21 protein-coding genes and 1 tRNA gene are annotated in these 22,580 nt (G+C 65.0%); 15 read left to right on the forward strand and 7 right to left on the reverse strand.

What is annotated here, in order from left to right:
• Nucleotides 1–10 precede the first annotated feature (10 nt).
• From BM136_RS10200 to BM136_RS10220, 5 genes are all read left to right on the forward strand, one after another.
• Complete coding sequence (locus BM136_RS10200) at nucleotides 11–1,033, forward strand: lipase secretion chaperone (protein WP_254775648.1); 1,023 nt, start codon at nucleotides 11–13, stop codon at nucleotides 1,031–1,033.
• A gap of 62 nt (nucleotides 1,034–1,095) precedes the next feature.
• The gene (locus BM136_RS10205) at nucleotides 1,096–2,847 is read left to right on the forward strand and encodes a glutamine--tRNA ligase/YqeY domain fusion protein (RefSeq protein WP_092971718.1); all 1,752 of its coding nucleotides are present in this window, start codon (nucleotides 1,096–1,098) and stop codon (nucleotides 2,845–2,847) included.
• A 44-nt stretch (nucleotides 2,848–2,891) separates the two neighbouring features.
• The gene (locus BM136_RS10210; protein WP_092971719.1) at nucleotides 2,892–3,455 is read left to right on the forward strand and encodes a YceI family protein; all 564 of its coding nucleotides are present in this window, start codon (nucleotides 2,892–2,894) and stop codon (nucleotides 3,453–3,455) included.
• 16 nt (nucleotides 3,456–3,471) lie between these two features.
• Nucleotides 3,472–3,693: an RNA-binding S4 domain-containing protein gene (locus BM136_RS10215; RefSeq protein WP_092971720.1), complete on the forward strand. Its 222-nt coding sequence runs from the start codon at nucleotides 3,472–3,474 to the stop codon at nucleotides 3,691–3,693.
• A gap of 76 nt (nucleotides 3,694–3,769) precedes the next feature.
• Nucleotides 3,770–4,153 carry an MAPEG family protein gene (locus BM136_RS10220; RefSeq protein ID WP_092971721.1) on the forward strand — a complete coding sequence of 128 codons (384 nt, stop codon included), beginning with the start codon at nucleotides 3,770–3,772 and terminating at the stop codon, nucleotides 4,151–4,153.
• Between the two features lie 61 nt (nucleotides 4,154–4,214).
• On the opposite strand, the gene BM136_RS10225 is transcribed toward BM136_RS10220, so the two are convergent.
• Nucleotides 4,215–5,537 (reverse strand): DUF3999 domain-containing protein, encoded by a 1,323-nt coding sequence (locus BM136_RS10225; RefSeq protein WP_092971722.1) that lies wholly within the window; start codon nucleotides 5,535–5,537, stop codon nucleotides 4,215–4,217.
• Nucleotides 5,534–8,395 (reverse strand): DUF2339 domain-containing protein, encoded by a 2,862-nt coding sequence (locus tag BM136_RS10230; protein WP_092971723.1) that lies wholly within the window; start codon nucleotides 8,393–8,395, stop codon nucleotides 5,534–5,536. Before BM136_RS10230 ends, BM136_RS10225 begins: the two co-directional genes overlap by 4 nt.
• Before the next feature lie 172 nt (nucleotides 8,396–8,567).
• Here BM136_RS10230 and BM136_RS10235 point away from each other — a divergent pair, with 172 nt between their 5' ends.
• From BM136_RS10235 to BM136_RS10255, 5 genes are all read left to right on the forward strand, one after another.
• Entirely contained in the window at nucleotides 8,568–9,119 is a 552-nt protein-coding gene (locus tag BM136_RS10235; protein WP_092971724.1) for a YaeQ family protein, read from the forward strand.
• A gap of 42 nt (nucleotides 9,120–9,161) precedes the next feature.
• On the forward strand, nucleotides 9,162–9,515 hold the full coding sequence (locus BM136_RS10240; protein WP_012761517.1) for an FKBP-type peptidyl-prolyl cis-trans isomerase: 354 nt from the start codon (nucleotides 9,162–9,164) through the stop codon (nucleotides 9,513–9,515).
• Between the two features lie 63 nt (nucleotides 9,516–9,578).
• Nucleotides 9,579–9,654, forward strand: a tRNA-Cys gene (locus BM136_RS10245).
• 136 nt (nucleotides 9,655–9,790) lie between these two features.
• Nucleotides 9,791–10,531: a gamma-glutamylcyclotransferase gene (locus BM136_RS10250; protein WP_092971725.1), complete on the forward strand. Its 741-nt coding sequence runs from the start codon at nucleotides 9,791–9,793 to the stop codon at nucleotides 10,529–10,531.
• A gap of 11 nt (nucleotides 10,532–10,542) precedes the next feature.
• The gene (locus tag BM136_RS10255; protein ID WP_092971726.1) at nucleotides 10,543–11,337 is read left to right on the forward strand and encodes an ankyrin repeat domain-containing protein; all 795 of its coding nucleotides are present in this window, start codon (nucleotides 10,543–10,545) and stop codon (nucleotides 11,335–11,337) included.
• Nucleotides 11,338–11,387: 50 nt separating this feature from the next.
• Here the strand turns inward: BM136_RS10255 and BM136_RS10260 are convergent, their stop codons facing one another.
• Nucleotides 11,388–13,094, reverse strand: coding sequence for a long-chain fatty acid--CoA ligase (locus BM136_RS10260; RefSeq protein WP_092971727.1), 1,707 nt, complete (start codon nucleotides 13,092–13,094; stop codon nucleotides 11,388–11,390).
• A 210-nt stretch (nucleotides 13,095–13,304) separates the two neighbouring features.
• Here BM136_RS10260 and trxA point away from each other — a divergent pair, with 210 nt between their 5' ends.
• From trxA to BM136_RS10280, 4 genes are all read left to right on the forward strand, one after another.
• Nucleotides 13,305–14,150, forward strand: coding sequence for a thioredoxin (trxA, locus tag BM136_RS10265; RefSeq protein ID WP_092971728.1), 846 nt, complete (start codon nucleotides 13,305–13,307; stop codon nucleotides 14,148–14,150).
• Nucleotides 14,151–14,159: 9 nt separating this feature from the next.
• On the forward strand, nucleotides 14,160–14,825 hold the full coding sequence (locus BM136_RS10270) for a DsbA family protein (protein WP_092971729.1): 666 nt from the start codon (nucleotides 14,160–14,162) through the stop codon (nucleotides 14,823–14,825).
• Between the two features lie 80 nt (nucleotides 14,826–14,905).
• On the forward strand, nucleotides 14,906–15,322 hold the full coding sequence (locus BM136_RS10275) for a bacteriohemerythrin (RefSeq protein ID WP_092971730.1): 417 nt from the start codon (nucleotides 14,906–14,908) through the stop codon (nucleotides 15,320–15,322).
• A gap of 97 nt (nucleotides 15,323–15,419) precedes the next feature.
• Complete coding sequence (locus BM136_RS10280; protein WP_092971731.1) at nucleotides 15,420–15,743, forward strand: thioredoxin family protein; 324 nt, start codon at nucleotides 15,420–15,422, stop codon at nucleotides 15,741–15,743.
• Nucleotides 15,744–15,755: 12 nt separating this feature from the next.
• Here BM136_RS10280 and tcdA read toward each other — a convergent pair whose 3' ends face one another.
• The gene (gene tcdA / locus BM136_RS10285) at nucleotides 15,756–16,658 is read right to left on the reverse strand and encodes a tRNA cyclic N6-threonylcarbamoyladenosine(37) synthase TcdA (protein WP_092971732.1); all 903 of its coding nucleotides are present in this window, start codon (nucleotides 16,656–16,658) and stop codon (nucleotides 15,756–15,758) included.
• A gap of 81 nt (nucleotides 16,659–16,739) precedes the next feature.
• On the opposite strand from tcdA, the gene BM136_RS10290 reads away from it, so the two are divergent.
• Nucleotides 16,740–19,025, forward strand: coding sequence for an AsmA family protein (locus tag BM136_RS10290; protein WP_092971733.1), 2,286 nt, complete (start codon nucleotides 16,740–16,742; stop codon nucleotides 19,023–19,025).
• A 22-nt stretch (nucleotides 19,026–19,047) separates the two neighbouring features.
• Here the strand turns inward: BM136_RS10290 and BM136_RS10295 are convergent, their stop codons facing one another.
• From BM136_RS10295 to BM136_RS10305, 3 genes are read right to left on the reverse strand one after another with little or no spacing between them, the layout of a single operon-like run.
• Nucleotides 19,048–20,331, reverse strand: a complete 1,284-nt coding sequence (locus BM136_RS10295; protein WP_092971734.1) for a cytochrome c — start codon at nucleotides 20,329–20,331, stop codon at nucleotides 19,048–19,050.
• A 1-nt stretch (nucleotide 20,332) separates the two neighbouring features.
• Nucleotides 20,333–21,955, reverse strand: coding sequence for a GMC family oxidoreductase (locus tag BM136_RS10300; protein WP_092971735.1), 1,623 nt, complete (start codon nucleotides 21,953–21,955; stop codon nucleotides 20,333–20,335).
• Nucleotides 21,955–22,440: a sugar dehydrogenase complex small subunit gene (locus tag BM136_RS10305; RefSeq protein WP_092971736.1), complete on the reverse strand. Its 486-nt coding sequence runs from the start codon at nucleotides 22,438–22,440 to the stop codon at nucleotides 21,955–21,957. The genes BM136_RS10300 and BM136_RS10305 overlap by 1 nt, the downstream gene beginning before the upstream one ends.
• Nucleotides 22,441–22,580 lie beyond the last annotated feature (140 nt).

The following is a 22,580-nucleotide window of genomic DNA, read 5'->3' on the forward strand; positions in this document are numbered from 1 at the left end:
GATACAACCCATGACGTTTGTTGTCGCCGTGCTGGTGGCGGTGTCGGTCGCGGGCGGGGTCTACTGGTGGCACACGTCGGTTGCATCGGACACACCTGTGGCTTCGCAACCGCAGGCGGCCAAGGGCGCATTCATCGGCAGTGTGGGCGGCGAACCATTGACGACGGCCGCGGCCGCACCCGAGTTGGCCGACACCCAGGCGCCGGACGGCCTGCACGTCGATGCGCACGGCCACCTCATCGTCGAAGCCGCTAACCGCGCGGTGTTCGACTACTTCCTCGACGTGCCCGCGTCGCTGCCCGAAGCACAGCGTGTGTCGATGGCCGAGGCGCATCTGCGCGCCAAGCTGATCACGCCGGCGCTGGCGGAGGCGCAATCGCTGTTGCAGCATTACCTGGCTTATCGCAAGGCAGCGGGTGAAAACGGCACCACCGGCCGCAACAAGCCGAGCCTCGAACAAGTCCAGCAGCGGCCGGAGCTGATCGCCACGCTGCGCCAGCAGTTGAGCGAGCGCACCGCGTTGCGCCGCCAATACCTGGGGGCGGACGTCGCCCAGGCCTGGTACGGCGATGACGACGCGATGGACGCCGCCGCACTCGACCGCCTGGTCGTGATGGCTGATCCGTCGCTCACGCCGGAGCAGCGCGCTGCCAGGATCGCCGCCATCGATGCCAACCTGCCGCCCTCGGTGCAGCAGGCGCGCCGCGATGCCTCCGCCCCGCTCAAGCTCGCCAGCGACATGGAAACGTGGACCAAACAAGGCATGAGCGAGGCCGAGATGCGCCAGCGCCTGTCAGCGCGCGGCGTGGACAGCCTCGTGGCCGACCGCCTCATCCAGGGCAACCGCGAAGAAGCCGACTGGCGCAACCGCTACGACGCCTACACGCGCGAACGCGATCGCATCAACGCCTTTACCGGCCTTTCGGAAGCCGATCGCGCCGCGCAAATCGCGCAACTCCGTCAGCAGACCTTCACCGCCTCGAATGAGCTGTTGCGCGCACAAGCGCTCGACGGCCTGGCCCAGCGCAAATAGCGTCCAGGGGCGTAAGCCGCCGGGCACTGTAAAATCGCGGGATTGCCGAATCACGCACTCCCATGAGCCAAGACAACGCCACCGCCAACGGGTCGACTGCCGCCGTCCCCACATCCAACTTCCTGCGCCAGATCATTGATGGCGACCTCACGCAAGGCACCTACGCCAATCGCAAGGACGCCACCGGCCAGCCGATCCCGCCGGTGGTCACGCGCTTTCCGCCGGAGCCCAATGGCTACTTGCACATTGGTCACGCCAAGAGCATCTGGGTGAACTTCGGCATGGCCAAGGATTACAACGGCCGCTGCCACCTGCGCTTTGACGACACGAACCCCGTCAAGGAAGACACCGAATACGTCGATTCCATCATCGACGCCGTGCACTGGCTCGGCTATTCGTGGAGCGATGCCGGCGGCGAGCACCTCTATTACGCTAGCGACTACTTCGAGCAGCTCTACGGTTTTGCCGAAGTGCTGATCCAGCGCGGCGCGGCCTACGTCGACAGCCAGAGCGCCGAGCAGATCGCCGCCAACCGGGGCGATTTCACCCGCCCGGGCACGCCGTCGCCGTTCCGTGGTCGCTCGGTGGACGAAAACCTGGCGCTGTTCCGCGACATGCGCGCGGGCAAGTACAAGGACGGCGAGCACGTGCTGCGCGCCAAGATCGACATGGCCGCGCCCAACATCGTGATGCGCGATCCGGTGCTGTACCGCATCCGCCATGCGCATCACCACCGCACCGGCGACGCATGGTGCATCTACCCGATGTACGACTTCACGCATTGCATTTCCGATGCGCTGGAGAACATCACGCATTCGCTCTGCACGCTGGAGTTCGAGAACAACCGCCCGCTGTACGACTGGGTGCTCGACCACCTGCGCGACGCCGGCGCGCTGCCCGCGCCGTTGCCGCATCAATACGAATTCGCGCGCCTGCACCTGACATACGCCATCACCAGCAAGCGCAAGCTGCTGCAACTGGTGACGGAAAAGCGTGTCGACGGCTGGGACGACCCGCGCATGCCGACGCTCGTTGGCATCCGCCGCCGCGGCTATACGCCGGAATCGATCCAGCTCTTCTGCGAACGCGTTGGCGTGTCCAAGGCCGACAGCTGGATCGACATGAGCATCCTGGAAGGCGCCGTGCGCGACGACCTCGATGCGCGTGCGCCGCGCTCGGTGGCCGTGCTGGACCCGGTCAAGCTCGTGCTCGACAACGTGCCGACCGATTTCAACGAGCCGTGTTCCGCACCCGTGCATCCGAAGCAGCCGGAACTCGGCCGCCGCGAATTCCCGCTCACACGCGAGCTGTGGATCGAGCGTGAGGACTTTACCGAGACGCCGCCCAAGGGCTACTTCCGCCTCTTCCCGGGCAACAAGGTGCGCCTGCGCTACGGCTATGTGATCGAATGCATCGGCTGCGACAAGGATGCCGACGGCAACATCACCGCCGTGCACGCCAACATCATTCCGGATACGAAGAGTGGCACGCCGGGTGCTGACAGCGTGAAGGTGAAGGGCAACATCCACTGGGTGAGCGCCGCACATGCGCTGGAAGCCGAAGTGCGCCTGTACGACCGCCTGTTCAGCGACCCGCAACCGGATTCGGGCGACAAGAACTTCCTGGATGCGCTCAACCCGGACTCCAAGAAGATCGTCACGGCCTTCCTGGAGCCGACGCTGGCAACGGCCAAGGCGGAAGACCGCTTCCAGTTCGAGCGCCATGGCTATTTCGTGGCTGACCGCACCGACTCACAACCGGGCAAGCCCGTGTTCAACCGCGTGGTCGGTCTGAAGGACAGCTGGGGCAAATAAGCACGGGCCCATGCACGCCATGGGCCTCTGACAACGGAGGCATCATGCGTGCATGGATCGTATTGCTGGCGGGGCTGCTTTGCGCTCCCGCCTTCGCCACATCATTTGCACCAGACCTGGCGCATACGTCCGTCTACTTCGGCGCATCGCATTTTGATCGCAGCACGATGCGCGGCCGCTTCGACAAGATCGACGGCGCCATCAACTTCGATGAAGCCAACAGCCAGGGCGGCATCGATTTCACCGTCGATGCTGCATCCGTCAACACGCGCCTGCGGGTGCTGGACGGTGTGCTGAAATCCGAGCAGTTTCTCGACGCCGCGCAGTTTCCGGTCATCCGCCTGCGCAGCGATCGCTTTGTCGTGGAAGGCAGCAAGCTTGTCGCCATCGAAGCCAAGCTGACGCTGCACGGCGTGACGCAACCTGTGCGGCTGGAGGTTCGCCGCTTCAGTTGCGGAGACGAGAAGATGCCCGGCAGCACACGCCACGTCTGCGGGGGCGATTTCCACCTCTCCATTGCCCGCAGCGCCTTCGGCATGACGCGCTTTCTGCCCGACGTGGGCGACCGCGTCGACCTCGACATCAGCGTGGAAGCCACGCCTCAATAAACCTCGCAATCCATCCATGCCCAATATCGACTTCGCCCTGACCACCGAATACATCGAGCTGCACAAGCTGCTCAAGCTCACCGGCGTGGTGGACAGCGGCGGCGCCGGCAAGGCGGTGGTCGCCGAGGGTGCGGTCACGGTCGACGGCCGGCCGGAATTGCGCAAGACCGCCAAGATTCGCGCGGGCCAGGTGGTCATGCTCGGTGATGTGCGCATTGCCGTGCAGAGTACCGACTAGCGCCTCAGGTGTTTGAAAACGCACCTTGTGCTACGGTGCGGCACCCTCACAACCATCCACATCCAGGAGACTGACCATGCCGATCGCCCTCTGGTGCGTTCTGGTGGCAGCGGTGTTGCCGATCGTGTGCGTCGGCATCGCCAAGGCCAAAGGCCCGCGGTACGACAACCGCAATCCGCGTGCATGGCTCGCACAGCAGACCGGCGTCGCGGGCCGTGCCGGAGCCGCGCAGCAGAACCACTTTGAAGCGTTTCCTTTCTTTGCGGTGGCCGTGCTGGTGGCCATCCTGGGCGGGGGCGTCATCGACCGCATCAACCTGCTGGCCATCGCGTTCATCGTGGTGCGCGTGCTGTACACGGTGTGCTATCTCGCCAACTGGGCACCGCTGCGTTCGCTGATGTGGTTTGCGGGCTTTGCGTTGTGCGTTGCGCTGTTCGTTCAACCCGCCTTCGTGCACTGAACATCCGCTCTGCCAACAAAAACGGCGCCCAGATGGCGCCGTTTTTGTTGGGCAATGCGGTTTAAGTCGATGCATCCGGCGGCACGGACGGCGCGCGGAACAACCGCCAGGCCATCCCGCCCAGCACCGCCACCGCCGCCAACAGCGTGCCCCACAGAACCCACTGGCGCTTGCGGCCGCCCGGGGGTTCTGCCGTCAGCGCGTCGGCAGGCGAATCGCTCATCGCGCCAAGCTGTGCATGCGCAATGGCGGGCGACGCACCCGCGAGCAAATCCGCGCGGGCGACCGGATTGCCGCGCGCCACTTCCGCCACCGCCAGCGTGAACGGCACATTGCCGCGCGCCGCATACGTGACCGTGGCCGGACGCCAGCCGATCGCCAACTGCGGCGCGCCGGCACCCAGGCCGCCGCTGCGCGTGTCAACTTGCAGACGCCAATAGCGCTCCCCTGTAGCCGGCACGGTGATGGCCGCGTTTTCCTGCTCGCCCTTCCCCTCAGCGCCCGATAGCCGGAACAGACGCGCAGAGGTCACCGGCCGCCAGGGCGCCTGGGCATCGGCACGCGCATACAGCGTCGCCTGCGCGATGGTGTTGGCTTGTGGCAGATGGATCTTCACGCGCTCGACCGGGAACACTCCGCCGGTATCGAAGTAGTAATCGCCAGCGGCGGGCGTTTGCACTGGCGCCAGACCTGAGCGCCACTGGATCGCGTTATCCGCGAGCGCGACCGGCGCACCGGCAGCCAGTTCTGCGCGCACGGCATCCGGCACAGGCGGTTTGCCTTGCCATGTCAGGCGCAGGTATTTCGCCCGCAGGCCGGTGAATTCGATGCGATCCTGCACCAGCGTGCTGCCCTGATTGGACAGACGGAACAGCGTGGCCTGGGCGACCGGGCTCCAGTGCTGCAAGTCATCGCTGGCCTGTACGCTCACACCGCTCTGGAATTCCGCAGCGGGCAACGCGACGATCAGCGCCGTCACCGTGTCACGAAGCTGGCTAAGGTCGACCACCCACGCGCGGACAGACGCCAGCGATGGCTGAGCGCCCGTTGCACGCAGCACGCCATCGGTGCCGAGCACGACACCGGCGGCACCGGGCTTCTGCGTATCGTCGATGGGCGTGGCAAACCAGTGCACGTCGTGCAGCGTGCGCGCCTGCGGCGCCGGATCGCGCGGGATGTCGATGGTGAACGGCACGGGCTCGCCGTCGCCATTGAGGATGCGCAGGTCGGCCAGGCTGGCCTCGTGCGCATGGGCATAGACGTCTTCGCTGAGCGTGACGGCGTAGTAAGGCGCGCCGGGCGTGCCGGTCAGCGCAAAGCGCTCGGCCCAGGCGGGGGCAGACAACAGCGACGCCGCAGCCATCGCAAGAACAACCTTCTTCACAGAACCTCCCCGGTTTCAGCTTCGGCGCTGGTTTTGGGCTTCGGCGGCAACGGCGACAGATAGCCGATCAGCAACAGCAGCACGCCAATCCCGATAAACGACACGATGCGCTCAACACCCGTGACGCGTGACAGGTCGAACAGGAACAGCTTGACCACCGTCACGCCCAGCAGCGCCCCGCCGGTGAACCACAGCGCGCGGCTGGCGCGCCGCGTGGCAAACACCATCACCGCCAATGCCAGCACCGTCCAGAACATCGACAGCGATGCCTGCACCAGCATGGAGGCGCCCAGATCGTCCTGCGTGTAGGGCACATGCGCCCAATGGTGCAGCGTGCGCAGCAGCACCGCGTTAGCCCAGATGAACAACGTCGCGCCGATGGCGTAGCCGATCACCATCGGCTCGGGCATGAGCTTCTGCAGCGCTACGCGGCGCATCCACAGCGCGATGGCAAGGAAAACCAGCAGTTGCGCCACGTCCAGCGGGTTGAGAATCGGCAGGTAGAACAGCGGCGCGGCATTGCCATCGCTGGCGGCGCTCGCCAGGCTCCACAGCCACAGCAGGGCAGCCAGCGGTGCAGCACCCCACAGCAGGTAGGCGCGCTCGAAGCGGGCGATGGGCCAGCGGATGCGCCAGCCTGCGCCCGCCAGCAGGGCAAGCAACGCGCCGTAGGCGTAGGCCCAGGCTGCGAAGCTCCAGGTGCCCTCGGGCACGTAGGCATCGAGGCGCCAGTAGCCTTCCGTTGCCAGTACGCCGCAGATCAGCCAGAACAGCACGGTATGCAGCGGCGCGAGGATGGTGTCCTTCACGTCGCGCTCCTGGCAGCGCAGCAGCACGAAGGTCAGCACCACGGCCGCAATCCACACCGGCCCGCCCCAGCCGGCCAGCGGTGACGGCACCCAATGCTCGATCGCAGCCAGCGAAATCAACGCGAGCACCGGCGACAACGCCAGCGCGGGCCATTCGGCCAGTGCCCAATCGAGCTTGCGACGCAGGCCGTGCGCAGCCCACGCTGTCAACATGTCGAAGGCCGCATACAGCGGAATGTCGGGCCGGTCGACTGTCTTGCTGGCGATGCGCCAGGACCAGCGGTCAATCTCGTTACTGCCGCTGCCGAGCCACCACAGCAAGCCCCACACCGACGCAACAATGCCGAGCACCGGCGCTGCCTTCAGCCACGCCCGCGCCTCCTCCTTGCCATGCAGGCGCCAGCCGCTAAACACGCCCGCCGCCGCAATCAATACCCCGCCGATATAGCGGCTATTGAGCACAGCCCAGCCGTTGTGCGGCGCCCAATCGAACACGGCATCCACGGCGAATGCTGCGCCCGCCGCAAGCTGCAGGAGCAGGCCGGCCGCCAGCGCCAGTCGACGCTGCTGGCGCACGCCCAGCCACACCACGGCGGCGCCTTCCAGCGCCCACACCGCGCTGGTGGTGCGCCCATCGAAGGCCAGCGGGATCGCCAGCGTGATAAAGATCACGCCCAGCGCGAACATCGCCTCGTACAGCAGCCCAAGGTTCGCGCGCCTGGGCGCCAGCCAGCCCGCAATCGCCAGATAGAACGCGGCCAGCGCAGTAGCGCTCCACGCCATCGCAAACGGAATGTGGTGCACCAGCCCTGCCTGCAACCCCATCGCTACCAACGGCGTGCCGAACACCAGCGTGCCGTCAACGTAGTTCGTCAGGCTGATATGGCGGCGCAGCGCAGTCAACAGCGCAATACCCACATACATCAGGAAGAAGAGGATCAGGAACGGCTCAGTGCTCGCCAGCAACGACGGTTGGTAACGCAGCACGCCCCACGCCGTGGCAATGCCGAAGGTAAAGACGAAGCCCAGTAGATTCAGCGCTCGCCACGCCCGGAACCACGCAATGGCGAAGATGCCCGCATTCAGCAGCGCGTAATAGCTGAACAGCGCCACATGGCTGCCCTGCCCCGTCGAGATCAGGATCGGCGCCAGGAAGCCGCCTGCACTACCGGTAAAGGCCAGCGCCGGCGCGTTCTGCTTGACGGCCAGCCCGGCGGCCAGCGCGCAGATCAGCACCAGCAGCGGAAACGCCATCCCCGGGCTCAGCAGCGGCACCAGGCGAGTGGCTGCAAACACCGTGAGATACAGCACGCCGACCCCGCCGCCCTGCAGCACGAGCGCATAGCCCGGACGCTTTTCGCGCAGGCGCCAGCCGATGCCCAGCAACACAATCGCCCCGACGGCCACACCCGCCAGGCGGAACTCAACGGGCAGCAGGCTGTTGTCCGCTGCGTACTTGAGCAGGAACGCCACACCGAAGAACAGGATCAGGATGCCGACCCGCACCACGCTGTTGCCGCCCAGCAGCCAGTCGCGGGCAGCGCCGACGGCGCGCTCGACCCAATCGGGCTCGTGCGGGGCCAAGACCGGCAAGGGTTGGGGAACAGGCTGAGGAGTCGGCTGCGGAGCCACCACCTGCGGCGCCGGCGCAGGCACGGCAGGTGTCTCCATGGGCGGTAGGGCCTCGACCACGACGGGCGGCAGTTCAACCGCAGCAGCCTCCACGTTGGCCGGCGCTGCAAACGTTCCACCTTTGATTTCAGCCATCTGCCGGCGCAGGAGCGAAACCTCGTGCTCAAGCTGCGCCACGCGCTCCTGTAACGTCGCAGGCTGTGGCGACACAGCAGCCTGGGCGGGCGCATGGCCGTGCGCGGCGCCGGCTGCGTCCGGCGCGTCGGGTGGATTTGCCCACTGCGCGCTGGCCCGCTTGTCCATGTACAAAATCAGCGATGCCAGTCCCAGACCGATCAACGCTCCAAAGAACGCCCCGACGACGCCCCCCGACAGGCCTCCGAGCAACAGACCCACGATTCCGAATATCCAACGCATCGTTCTGATTGTCCTGGTTTGGATAGGAAAAACATGCGCCGACTAGCGCACGCACCGCTCATATACCGCAAACAGCCGCCGTTGGGAATGCGCCAGGCCAATGCCGTCAGCTTCACCGGCCCGTGCGACAATGCGCGCTTTGCCCAAAACGGCCCGTCCGCCGACCACCCGCATGGCCCTGAAATCCACGATCTACAAGGTCGATCTGCAGATCGCCGACATGGATCGCCACTACTACGCCAACCACGCGCTGACCGTTGCTCGCCACCCCAGCGAGAACGACGAGCGCATGATGGTGCGCGTGCTCGCCTTCGCCCGCCACGCCAGCGAAACGCTTGCCTTCACGCGTGGCCTGTCCGAGCCTGACGAACCCGAACTCTGGCAGCGTGACCTGACCGACGCCATCGAGCTGTGGATCGACCTCGGCAACCCCGACGACACTCGCATTCGCAAGGCCAGCAACCGCGCCGAACAAGTCGCCGTCTATACATATAGCGGCAACGCGAGCCGCGTGTGGTGGCAACAAATCGAGACCAAGATCACGCGCTTTGCCAACGTGTCGGTGTACGAAATCGCAGCGGACACCGTGGCCGCGCTGGCCGCCATGGTGGAACGCACCATGCGTCTGCAAGTCACCATCCAGGACGGCGACATCTGGATCGCCAACGACGCGGACAACGTCCACGTCCAGCTTGAAACGCTCAAGGCCGCAGACGCTGCCTGAGCTTTTTCCGCTTATCACCCACGCCACTCCACGAGGCTCATCATGACCATCGAAACCACCGCAAGCGGCCTGCAATACGAAGATGTCGTCGTCGGCGACGGCGCTGAAGCCACGGCCGGCAAATACGTCACCGTGCACTACACCGGCTGGCTCTACGAAAACGGCCAGGCCGGCAAGAAATTCGACTCCAGCAAGGACCGTAACGACCCCTTCGCCTTCCACCTGGGCGGCGGCATGGTCATCAAGGGCTGGGACGAAGGCGTGCAAGGCATGAAGGTCGGCGGCACGCGCAAGCTGATCATTCCTGCGGCCCTGGGCTACGGCGCACGCGGCGCGGGCGGCGTGATTCCCCCGAACGCAACGTTGCTTTTCGAGGTCGATCTGCTGGAAGTCTGATCCTGCGCTAGAATCCGCCCCGGCTTGCGATGCGCCACACGGTGCATCGCGGCCGCGTCCCCCGGCGGGGTGGCAGAGTGGTCAATGCTGCGGCTTGCAAAGCCGTATAAGACGGTTCAATTCCGATCCCCCGCCTCCAGTTTTCCGGCTGCGCACGCCTCACCGTTGCGGCCGCGCCATAGTCAAACGTCCCCCGAGCCTCGCAACGCCCTGTTTCCGGGCCGTCGTCCGTCCGCCTGCGTGACCACTCGTAACGATTGCTCTATGCTTGCGACATGGCCGTCACCCGAGAGGATCTCGAACAGAACCGGTTGCGCGCCGCCCTGGGTGATTCGCCCGTCGCGTCGTCGTTGCTGACCGAGGCTGCGCTGGAAGCGTCGCTTGCATCGACGCTCGCGCGGTTGTCGGCTGCGCACGGCGAATGCCAAGACGCTTGGGTGTTCGGCTACGGCTCGCTCATCTGGAACCCGATGATCTTCCACACCGAGGCCACCCGCGCCACGGTGCACGGCTATCACCGCGGCTTCTATCTCTATTCCCGCATCAACCGCGGTACCTGGGACAACCCCGGACTCGTGCTCGGCCTGGACCGCGGCGGCAGCTGCCGAGGCGTAGCCTTCCGCGTTCCGCGCGACCATGCGGAGCATGAATTCCGCGTGCTCTGGCGCCGCGAAATGCTGACCGGCGCGTACCTACCCCGCTGGCTGCCCACCGAAATCAATGGCCGACGCGTCATGGCGCTGGCTTTTGTCATGAACCGCGCGCACGAGGCCTATGCCGGCCGCCTGCCCGACGAACGCGTGGTCGGTTGCCTGCGCGAGGCGGTCGGGCTATACGGCCCGGCACGCGAATACCTGCAGCGCACGCTGATCGGCCTGGCCAGCAATGGGCTGCGCGATCCGTACCTGGACCGCCTGTGGTCGCGCCTGCAGGCCACCGATGCGGCAAACGCGCCCTCTGTGACAACGGACGCAACGGACACCGCGCCGCTGCCCGATCCCTATCTCAGCGCCTGAACCCGCCCGCCATGCTTATCGCCCCGCATCCCGCGCTCAACCAGCTCATCGGCGTCATGCTGGGGATGGCACTGGCCGTGGGCGACATGGCCAATGCGTGGCAGGAGCAGCATCTGCCGATCCTGCATGTCGCAGCCAACGCCAGCGCCAAAGTGGCGCCCGGCGGGGCACGCCCGGCCGACGCCCGGCCCGTCCGCCACAGCGACCCCGCTACGCGTGACCGCGACCTGATCCTCGCCGCACAGGCCGGCAACACCATGGCCATCCAGTCGTTGCTGGCCGAAGGCGCCAGCCTCAAGGCGCGTGATGCCGACGGCCGCACCGCGCTCATCGTCGCCGTCATGGCGCACATGGGTGCGGCGGCCCGCTTGCTCATCCAGGCCGGCGCCGACGTCAACCTGCAGGACAACACGCAGAACAGCGCCTTCCTGCTCGCTGCCATCCAGGGCGACGCGGAAACGGTGCGCCTGGCCCTCTCGCACGGCGCCAACCTGCGCGCCACCAACGCTGACGGCGACACCGCGCTCATCCCGGCCGCACGCCGTGGCTACGTCGAAGTCGTCAACGAACTCGTGAAGGCCGGCGTACCGCCCGATGCCACCAACAACCTGGGCCTGACCGCGCTGATTGAAGCCGTGGCCTTGGGCGACGGCAGTGACAAATACGAGAAAACCGTGCAACTGCTGCTCGACGGCGGAGCCGACCCGAACCTGGCCGACCGCGGTGGCGTCACGCCGATGCGGCATGCGCGTCAGCGTGGCTTCCACGGGATCGGCGCACTCTTGTTCAAGGCGCGCGGACATTGAAAAAGGGGCCACTGAGGCCCCTTTCTCTTGATGCATCTCGGATGCTCTCTTTAGGCTGCCGCCGGTTTCTCGGCCGCTTCATTCCTTGCGTTTTCCTGCTCCTGCAGCGTGCGCCACATCACCTTGCCAGTGCCGGACTTGGGCAGCGCATCCACAAACTCCACCACGCGCGGGTACTTGTAGGCGGCCATGTTGTCGCGCGCCCAGTTGATGATGTCGTCTTCGGTGGTCTTGCCCTTGGCGTGGGCCTTGAGCACCACCACCGCCTTGACCGACTCGCCGCGATACGCATCACGCGTGCCGATGATGCAGGCCTCCTGCACGTCGGGGTGCTTGTACAGCAGGCTTTCCACCTCGGCCGGCCAGACCTTGAAGCCTGACGCATTGATCATGCGTTTCAGGCGATCGGTGAGGAAGAAGTAGCCGTCTTCGTCCATCCTGCCGAGGTCGCCCGTGCGGAAGAAGCGCTTGCCTTCGAACTCGATGAAGACTTCGGCACTGGCCTGCGGCTTGCCCCAGTAACCCAGGAAGACTTGCGGGCCGCTGACGATAATTTCACCCACCTCGCCAATCGCCAGCTCCTGCAGCGTCTGCGGATCGACGATGCGGGCGTCGGTGTTGAATACGGGAATGCCCAGGCACTGCTGCTTGGCCCGATCCGCCGGGTTGCTGTGCGTAGGCGCGATCGTTTCCGACAGGCCGTAGCCTTCCTGGTAAGCGAGGTTGAAATCCTTCAGCAGCCGCTCGGCCACAGCCTGCGGCATCGCCGCGCCGCCGCCGCCGATGTAGGCCAGGCTCGACAGGTCGAATTCCGCCAGCTGCGGGCTCGCCAAGAAGTCGATCACCATGGTCGGGATGTTCGTCCAATGCGTGATCTTGTAGCGCGAGATCAGCCGCCCCGCCACTTCGCGATCCCAGCGCGGCAGCATCACGACCGTGGAGCCCATATAGATCGGCGCATTCATGCCGTACTGCATGCCGGTCACATGGAACAACGGGATGATCGACAGGCTCACGCCTTCCTTCGTACCGTTCGACCACATCGAACCACCGACGATGTTGTGCATGACCGTGCGATGCGGGTGCATGCAGCCCTTCGGAAAGCCCGTGGTGCCAGATGTGTACGGCATCACGGCCAGGTCGTCCGGTCCGGCGGTATGCGGGCCGGGCACGAGGCGCTGTGCGAGCGCATCCTTCCATGCAACGGCACCGGGCTGCGCCGGATGCTGCGCAGTAATCCACGCGGGGGGGGCATCTTCGGGATATTCGTACTGGGCGGGCAGCGCATCGGCGTACGACGTGACCAGCAGGTGCTGGGTGCGTTGCGCCTCCGGCAGCTCGGCGTTGGCCGTGGTCACGTTGACGGCCAGATCTGCACTGCAGATGACCGTGGCTGCGCCCGCATCGGTGATGTAGTGCTTGAATTCTTCCGGCCGGTTCATCGGATTGACCGGCACGACCACCGCATCGGCGCGCAGGATGCCGTAATACGCGGCCATGAACTGCGGACAGTTCTGCATGTACAGCAACACGCGGTCGCCCTTCTGCACCCCCGCCACCTTCTGCAACCAGCCCGCCACGGCCACCGCATCGTCGTGCAACTCACGGAAGGTGGTGTGGCGACCGTAGAAGATGATCGCGTCCTTGTCTGGATAGCGTCGGGCAGACACTTCCAGGTTGTACCAAAGGCTCGTTTGCGGCGAGCTGATGTTGTGCGGCAAACGTCGGGGCCAGAACTGGAAGTGCGGTCGTGTCATGCCATGTCTCCGTGAATCTGTGTGTTGTTTTTACCGGATGGTATCCGAACGATCGTTCTATTTTCAACCGTTGCCCTGACATACGTTATTGCGGCGGACAAAAGGCAGGCAAATCGCCTGGAAACGGTCTGCTTCACCCCCAAGTAAAATGCACGATACCTCTCGCCGGTGTGTGTACCGGCGCCCTTGCCCCTCAGGAGACCCCCGACGATGAGCGACATCACCTCGCAGAATTTCGCGCAAGAAGTGATCGAAACCTCTCGGCAGGTCCCGGTGCTGGTTGATTTCTGGGCGCCATGGTGCGGTCCGTGCCGCACATTGGGCCCGATGCTGGAAAAGCTGGAAGCCGAGTACGCCGGCAAGTGGAAACTGGCCAAGGTCAACTCAGACGAAAACCCGGAGCTTTCCGCCCAGTTCCACGTACGCAGCATCCCGTATGTGGTGGCGTTCGTGGATGGGAAGCCGGTTGACCAGTTCGTCGGCGTCTTGCCCGAAGCACAATTGCGCGCATTCCTGGACCACGTGATTCCGCAACCCGCAGAAGTCGCCCATCGCGAAGGGCTGGCCGCGAGCCAGGCCGGCGAAACCGCCCACGCGCGCGAAGCGTTTCAGAACGCGCTGGCATTCGACCCGGGCTTCGATGCTGCCCGCTTTGAACTGGTGAACCTCTTGCTGGACAGCGGCGACGCGCATGCCGCACAGGGCGAATTCGCATTGCTCTCCCCAAAGGCGCCGCAGGACACACGCTATGCCCCGCTACAGACGCGGCTGAAGGCGACCGAACGCGCCGATACGCTGCCCGATGCCGGCGCCCTGCGCACGGTCGTGGAAGCGGAGCCCGGCAATCTGCAGGCGCGGCTCGATCTGGCGCAACAGTACATCGCCGGCCAGGATTACGAAGCGGCTCTGGAGCAATTGCTCGCCATCGTTGAGCGGGATCGCACATTCCGTGACGACGTCGCCCGCAAGACGATGGTTTCGGTATTCGACATGATGCGCGACGCGCCGCAAGCGGTATCGCACTGGCGCCGGCAACTGGCGTCCAAACTGAATTGAGGAGTCGTCATGCGACTGATCTACGTAGCCGATCCGATGTGTTCCTGGTGCTACGGCTTCGGCCCGCAGTTGGCTGACCTGCGCAAGCGGCTGGCCGACACGCTCGGCGCGACCGTGCCCGTGACGCTCATCACCGGCGGCCTGCGTCCCGGCCAACGCGAACCGATGGCCGCAGACAAGCGCGACGAAATCCTGCACCACTGGCATGCCGTAGCCGAACGCAGCGGCATGCCGTTCGACCAGTCGCCCGAGGTGGCCATGCGCCGCGACGGCTTCGTCTACGACACCGAACCCGCCTGCCGTGCCGTCGTCATGGCGCGCGAGCACTGGGCCGAAGACGACGAACGCGTGCTTACCGTCTTCCACGCCATCCAGCACGCCTTCTACGCCGAAGGCCGCGACACGACACAAGCCGACGTCCTGCGCGACGTTGCGTTGGCCAAAGGCGTTGAAGCGGAACACTTCGATGCTGTGTTCGACACGGACGCGTTGCGCGACGAAACGCGCGAAGACTTCCGCCTGTCGCGCCGCTGGGGCATCAACGGCTTCCCCAGCCTGCTGGCCGAACAGGGCGGCACGCTGTATCAGATTGGGCGTGGCTATGCGCCGTCGGTGGCGCTGTACACGCGGGCGGTAGAAGTGCTGCAGCAGCATCCCGCGGCGGACGCCAGCTAACACGTTTGCCCGACGTCAAACTGTGGCGAGGTGGCCGTCGCTTAAGCTGACCGCCTTGCCCATCCAATTCCTCACCTGCCATGCCCGTGATCGAATGGTCCGAGGCGCTCCAACTCGGAGACGCCGCCACCGACGCCAACCACGCCGAATTCTGCGCGCTGCTCAACGCGATTGCCGATGCTTCGGACGCTGAATTCATCCCCGCGCTCGACACCTTCATCGACCACACTGAGCACCATTTTGGTGAGGAAAACGCGTGGATGGACGCCGCGGACTTCCCCCCGCGCCACTGCCACCGCGGTGAGCACGACAACGTGCTGGCGCTGTGCCGCGAGGTGCGCAAGCGCGCCGCCTCCGGCGAGATGGATCTGGGCCGGCGGCTGGTGGCGGAATTGCCAGAGTGGTTTGCCCAGCATGTGGACGTGATGGACCGCATGATGACGACGTACCTGGCGCAAATGGGCAGCGCGGTGCGCAACATCGAGCACGTCGGCTGAATCCGGGTTGTCGACCGGCGGTCTGCTGCCTAGAGTCAAAGTGGCCCTGCCCGCTGGCCTTCGTTGCGCGGGCCTCCACTCCACCCTGGGAGCGCCCATGAAGATCGTCAACGATGCCTCGTTTCAATCCGATGTGATCGACGCCTCGCAACGCAACCCGGTGGTGGTGTGTTTTGCCGCAGAGTGGAGCCATCCGAGCCAATCCGCCGTGGCAAGCCTCGAACAGATGGAATCGAGCTACGCCGGGCGCGCCACATTCGTCACCATGGATTTCGACGAGAACCAGCACACCGCTGATCGATACGGCGTGTCGGTCATGCCTGGTTTTGTGGTCTTTTCCGGTAGCCAACCGCGCGACGGGTGGTCGGGCGTGTACGCCGACACCATCCGCGAGAAGCTGGATCAGGTGATCCCGCGATAAAGCAGCACGCCGTCAAACACCGGCGATCGCACGCAGCGCCGTTGACGCGGCCACCATCCCGAACACCGCCGTCACGCATACGGACGAACCAAAGCCCGCGCATGCAAGGCCTTGCGGCCCCTGCGCAGGCTGCGGAGCGGGCGGCGCATTAACCACTGCAATATCCCCAGCCGCTGCAAGGTCGTCGATGCCGGCGTGGCTGGACTCGACCGGCAACTCGACGGCGCACGCCTGCTGCTCGGCCTCGGGGTAGCGCAACGGCTCATCCGAGAAGACTGCATCAATACCGAAGCGTGACTTCGGGTTTTTGGGAAAGCCATGCTGGCGGCGGAGGTTGCCGCGCACCTTGGCGAGCAGCGGGTCTTGAATCGTGCGCGAGAGGTCTGTCACGCGAATGCGTGTCGGGTCCAGTTGCCCGCCTGCGGCGCCGCACGTCACCACGCGTTTGCCCGTGCGTTTGCAGAACGCGATGATGGCCGTCTTCACCTTCACCGCATCGATCGCGTCGATCACGTAATCGAACGGGTGGCCGAGCAATGCCTCGACGTTCTCGATCGTCACGAAATCATCAATGCGGCTGATCTCGGCGCGCGGATTGATCTGCAGGATCCGCTCGGCCATGGCGTCGACCTTGGCCATGCCATAGGCGTCGCCGAGCGCGTGGATCTGGCGGTTGGTGTTGGACACGGCGATGTGATCGAGGTCGATCAGCGTGAACTTGCCAACACCGCAGCGCGCCACCGCCTCGGCCACCCAAGACCCCACACCGCCGATGCCGATCACGCACACGTGCGCCGCCGCAAAACGCTCAAGCGCTTGCGGACCGTACAAACGGGCAACACCGCCAAACCGGCGTGCGTATTCGTCATCGAGGATGGGCGGGTGCGCAGGCGCGCTGATTGCTACTTGGCTCATGACACAATTGAATCGTGGTTGCGCCGAACTATATATCAACGTGCGCGGTCGCATTTTTGTGCCAATACCAACAAAAACACGATGCGTACATCCGGCAAACTCGCCCTCGGACTGGTCATCACACCCGTCGTCATCGTGGCAGCGGCGGTCATCTTTGTGCTGACGTTCGACTGGAACCGCGCCAGGCCCTATCTGAATGATCGCGTCTCGCAAGCCATCGGGCGCCCCTTCGCCATCAATGGCGACCTGATGCTCACGTGGAAGAAGCCCGAAGGCGAATCCGGCTGGCGTGCGTATGTACCCTGGCCGCGATTGATTGCCAACGACATCACCGTCGGGAACCCGGATTGGGCCAAGCAGCCGAACGTGGCCACCATCCATCAACTCACGTTTGTGCTGGAGGCGCTGCCGCTGCTGGCACACCGCATCGTCGTCCCGAGCGTGACACTGGACACGCCGGCCATCGCGCTGGAACGCGACAAGCAGAACCGCAACAACTGGACGTTCGATCTGACGGGCGGCGAAGGCGACAACAAGAAGCCGTCGGACTGGAAACTGGACCTCCGCGAGATCGCATTCAGCAAGGGCTCGCTGGCCCTGGACGACGACATCAAGCGCATTCACCTGACTGCGACCATCGACACCGTCGACAACCAGACCCTGTATACCGCCGCCAACGGCACGGCCATCAAGAGCGAGGACCAGCCCGCCAAGGTGCCGACTGCGTCCGGCGCGGCAGCGCCCGATACCACGGCACAGACGCCGGCCGCGCCGGATCCGCAGCAGCCTTATGGCATTGCGTGGACGGTCAAGGGCACCTACAACAACGCCGCCATCGCGGGCAGCGGCAAGGCGGGTGGTGTGCTCCGCCTGCGGGATGCACAACGGCCCTACCCGCTGCAGGCCGATGTGACGGTCGGCAAGACACGCATTGACCTGGCCGGCACGCTCACCAACCCCGCCAGCCTGACGGCGATCGACTTACGCCTGCACCTATCGGGCGCGAGCATGGCACAGTTGTATCCGCTGACCGGCGTGGTGCTGCCGGATACGCCGCCCTTCGACACACGCGGCCGGCTGATCGGTGAGTTGCGCAAGCAAGGATCGACGTGGCGCTATGAGAAATTCACGGGCCGCGTGGGCGGTTCCGATTTGGGCGGCACGCTGGCGTTTGCGATGCGCCAGCCCCGTCCGCAATTGACGGGCGAACTCGTTTCGCATCAATTGCTGTTCGCTGACCTCGCGCCGATCATTGGCGCCGACTCCAACGCCAGTAAGGCCAAGCGCGCCGACCCAAGCGCCGATCCGGGCGACAGCAAAACCGTGCGGCAGCCCCCCGACAAGGTGCTGCCGGTCGAGCCCTTCCGCACCGATCGCTGGAACGCCATCGATGCCGACGTGAAGTTCACCGGCGAGCGCATCGTCCACACAGCAGACCTCCCGATCAATCACCTCGTTACGCACGTCAAGCTGCAGGATGCGGTGCTTACGCTCGACCCGCTCAACTTCGGCATTGCGGGCGGCACGCTCGCCTCCAACATCCAGCTCGACGGACACGTCACGCCGATGCAGGCCCGCGCAGCGCTGGCAGCACGGCACTTCAAGATCAAGCAATTGTTCCCGAAGATCGAATCGGTGCGCGCCAGCGTGGGCGAGATCAACGGTGACGCGCGGCTCTCAGCCACGGGCAACTCGGTGGCGGCGCTGCTCGGCTCATCCAACGGCGAGGTGAAGATTCTGGTGGAGCAAGGCACCATCAGCAAGTTCATCCTGGAAGCCATGGGGCTGAACGTGGGCAACGTGATCCTGACCAAGCTCTTTGGCGACAAGCAGGTCACCATCAACTGCGCGGCGGGCGACTTCGCCGTGAGCAATGGCCTGGCGCAGGCGCGTACGTTTGTTGTGGATACGCAGGATGCCGTCATCGACGTGACCGGCGCGACGAGCTTCAAGCAGGAGGCGCTGGACTTCACCATCCACCCGGATTCAAAGGGGCTCCGCGTGTTTTCGCTGCGCACGCCGTTGTACGTGAAAGGCACGTACAAGCATCCGGATGTGTCGGTCAACCCGGCCGTCGTTGCGCTGCGGGCGGGCGGCGCCGTGGCATTGGCGTTGACGGCGCCGGTGGCGGCAGTATTGCCGGTGCTCGAACTCAAGCCTGCACCCGAAAGCGCCTGCGGCAAGCTGCTCGCCGATGTGCGCCAACGCCCGAGCGCGCCGCCGCCGGGCAAGACGTATCACAGCAAGAACCCGGGCCGCACGCCGGAAGGCGATTTGAAGTCGACGCAGCCCGCCCCGGGCAAGACCGTTGCGCCCCAGCGTCCCGCAGCACCCACTTCGCGTGACCCGCTTACGACCGGCGGCTAATCCGCCGCCGGCACCATCGCCGCTACTTCGCTGACCGCCGCTTTGCGATGGCTTCCGCCGTCACTGCCGGCGTGGCCGGATCGCCAAACTGGCGCGTGACGTAGTTTGTGAGCGCGGCGAGTTGTTCGTTGGACAATTGAAGTCCGAAGGCCGGCATGCCGATGTGCTTGTCGCCCGCCTTGCGTTCAATGCCGAACAACATCACCTGCACGAGGTTGGTTGTGTCCCGCGTGCCGACCGTGGAGTTGTGCAGCAGCGGCGGGTAGTAGCCGTCGGGCGTGCCGCGTCCATCAGCCTGGTGACACGTGGCGCAATTGCCAAGGTACAGGCGCGCGGCGTCAATCGTGGTTTCGATGGGCTTGCCGCGCAGGGCGGTCACATCGGTGGCGGGCTTGCCCCAATCTTGTCGTGCGCGTTCAAGGTTATTGCTCACGGCTGGCACGGTGCGCAGGTATTCGGCGATGGACTGGACGTCTTGCATCGTCATCCGCGAAAAGCTGTGCTGCACCGCTTCGCCCATCGGCCCCGCGGCTTGTGCCACGCCGGGTACGCTGCCGGTTCGCAGGTATTGCACGAGCTGCTCGGGCTTCCACGCGCCGATGCCGCTTGTGGGGTCCGACGTGATGTTGAATGCCGTCCAGCCCGCGAGGGTTGAGCCCGCAAGATAACCGCTGCCGCGCTCGTCCAGCGCCTTCTCCTGCATGGCGAAGCCGCGCGGCGTATGGCACGTGCCGCAGTGTGCGAGGCCTTGCGTAAGGTACGCACCGCGATTCCACGTCGGGGACTTGTCATCCTTCGGGGTGTACGGCTCGCTCTTGAGGAAGACGAGGTTCCACAGCTTGAGCGGCCAGCGCATGTTCAGCGGCCAGCGGATCGTGCTCGGTGGCGGATCGTTCTGCACGGCCGTCACGCCGTTGTGGAAATACGCATAGAGATCGCGCATGTCCGCATCGCTTATCTTTGCGTACGACGGATACGGCATGGCCGGATACAGGTTGTTGCCGTCGTCGTCCACGCCCTTGCGCACGGCGCGCTCGAATTCTTCGTAGGTCCATTTGCCGATGCCGGTCTTTTCATCTGGCGTGATGTTGCTGCTGTAAATGGTGCCCAGCCTCGGAATCTGCATCGGCAAGCCGCCGGCAAACGGCTTGCCGCCTGGCGCCGTATGACAGGCCGCACAATCCGCCGCAATGGCGAGGTATTCGCCGCGTTTGATCTGCGCAGCGTCAGCCGGCGTGTCCTTCGCCCACGCATTGGCCACCAGGCCGGTCAGCAACAGCAGCGAGAAAGAAGCGATCGTTTTCATCTCACGCCTCCTTCTTCAGTTGATCGGCAATCCGCAGCGCCAGCGCCGCAATGGTCAGCGTCACGTTGACGGTGCCCACCGTCGGCATGGTCGAACTGCTGCTGATGAACAGGTTCGGGTGGTCAAACGTCCGGCAATCCTTGTCGACCACGGAGTCTTTCGGATCGGCACCCATGATCGTGGCGCCGGTGATGTGATTGTTGGGCGCGAAGTCGTCGTGGAATTCGACATTGGTGCCGCCCATCACCTGAGCTGCCGTCGCGTAGACCTCTCGCGTATGGACCGCGCTGCGTTTGACGTAGTCGTCGATGTGATACGTGATCTCGGGGCGTGGAATGCCGATGGCATCCACTTCCGTCGCACTCGGCACGATGCGGTTCTCGGGCAGCGGCAGGATCTCGTGAAAACTGTCGAATTGCACGTAGCGCGCAGCCTGGTCGCGGATGCGCGCATCCAGTTCGGCGGGCTTGATGAGCTTGCCTTCCTTGAAGATGCGCTGTGTCTCCTGCTCGATGCGCGAGATGTTCGACAGGTGCAGCTTCTTGCCAGCCTGCGTGGCGCGGAAAGGCCCATCGCGAAAGCCGATCAGCGACGTCATTTCCTGCGGCCCGCGCCCCGGCCATAGCTTGCGGTCGGCATAGAAGCTCACGCCGGTGCCCGGGTGGTCCATCAGATTGCGCCCCACCATGTCGGAGCTGTTGCCCACGCCCTTCGGAAAATCCTGGCTGGTCGACATCAGCATCAGCTTGGGCGTTTCGATGCCGTTGGCGGCCAGCACGAACCACTTGCCCTCCACGCGGTGCTCGACACCTTTCGAGTCTTTGTAGCGTGCGGCCACGATGCGCTTGTTGGCGCCGACTTCGAGCTTGAAGACCACGGCGTTCTCGATCAGTCGTGCGCCGGCTTGCTCAGCTTTCTCCACATGGACGATACCGTTGTACATGGCACCGATCGGACAGATGGGCATGCAGTTGTTGTTGCCGCAGCAGGTCGGCCGGCCATCATATGGGCGGCTGTTGCGCGCCACGGGTTCGGTCACCACGTGAAAGCTCGCATCGTGCGCATTGAGCGCTTCCTTGATCGTGCGTTCATTGAACGAGAGCGGAGGCGGCGCCATGGGATACGGCTGGCTGCGCGGCGAGCCGAGGTCTTCGTCGTTCGGGCCCCATACGCCCAGTGCCGCTTCGGCCAGACCGTAATAGCGCTCCAGATCCTGATACTGGATCGGCCAGTCGCGCGCGATGCCGTACAGGCTGCGCAGCTTGAAATCATTCGGCAAGAAGCGCCACGTCGACGCGGCCCAGTGCCACGTCGTGCCGCCCACCGCCCGGATGTACTGCGAGTTGAACTGATGCTCGCCCTTGAGCACGAGGTAGTTGTTGGGCGGCCCATATTCCGGGTGCGGCGCCCATGGCGTCGAGGGATACGGCGCCATGAAATCCATCTTGTCGGCCTGGTTGCGGAAGCGCTCCACGATCTCCCAGCGTGGCAGGCGCGGACCCGCTTCGAGCATCAGCACCGACTTGCCTGCACGCGCCAGCTCGTACGCTACCAACGCTCCGGCCACGCCGGAGCCCACCACCACGATATCGGCTTGTTGGCGAGTTTGTTCAGATTGGGCCATCAGGCTTGCCTCTCGACAGGGGGCTCGGCCCAGAAGCCGGGCTGGTTGGGGCAATACGTGCGGATGACTAGCGTGTCGGAGACCACGCTGTACATCAGCGCCTGCTCGTACGTGACGACATTGCCGTCGACCACGCCCAGGTACCACGCTTCCAGAATCTGCAGCGCGGTCTTCTGCTGCGCATCGGAAAGCGAGCTCGCCGCCAATGCCTGCGCCAACGGCCGCAATTGCGCCGCAAAGTCGGCGCTGGATTTGCCCAGCGCCGCCAGCAACCGCGTGCCGACGCCACGATCCAGCGCCGGCCGCGCCGTCAGCGCCTGTGACAACGCCATGAACGCATCCAGCGATTCAGTCGGGGCCTGGGCGATCGCACGCAGCACCTGCGAACCAGCCAGCCCGGCCGCAGCCAATGCCAGCGTGCCCTGCAGCCACTGGCGGCGAGTCAGGCCAGCGGCGGTGTCGGGAGAATGGGAACGGGGGGCCATTTCGACATCCTGTTGAAATTTTTGTGGGGAACATGGCAGGCGGCGCCAGCCTGACGCCCTTGACTAGCCAATATAGGCGGCGCGGGACAGATCGCCAGCCCCCCGCCCGAAGCGCAAACCGTGCCAGCCCTTGCGCGCGA

This window comes from Ralstonia sp. NFACC01 (assembly GCF_900115545.1).
GTDB classification, from domain to species: Bacteria; Pseudomonadota; Gammaproteobacteria; order Burkholderiales; family Burkholderiaceae; genus Ralstonia; species Ralstonia mojiangensis.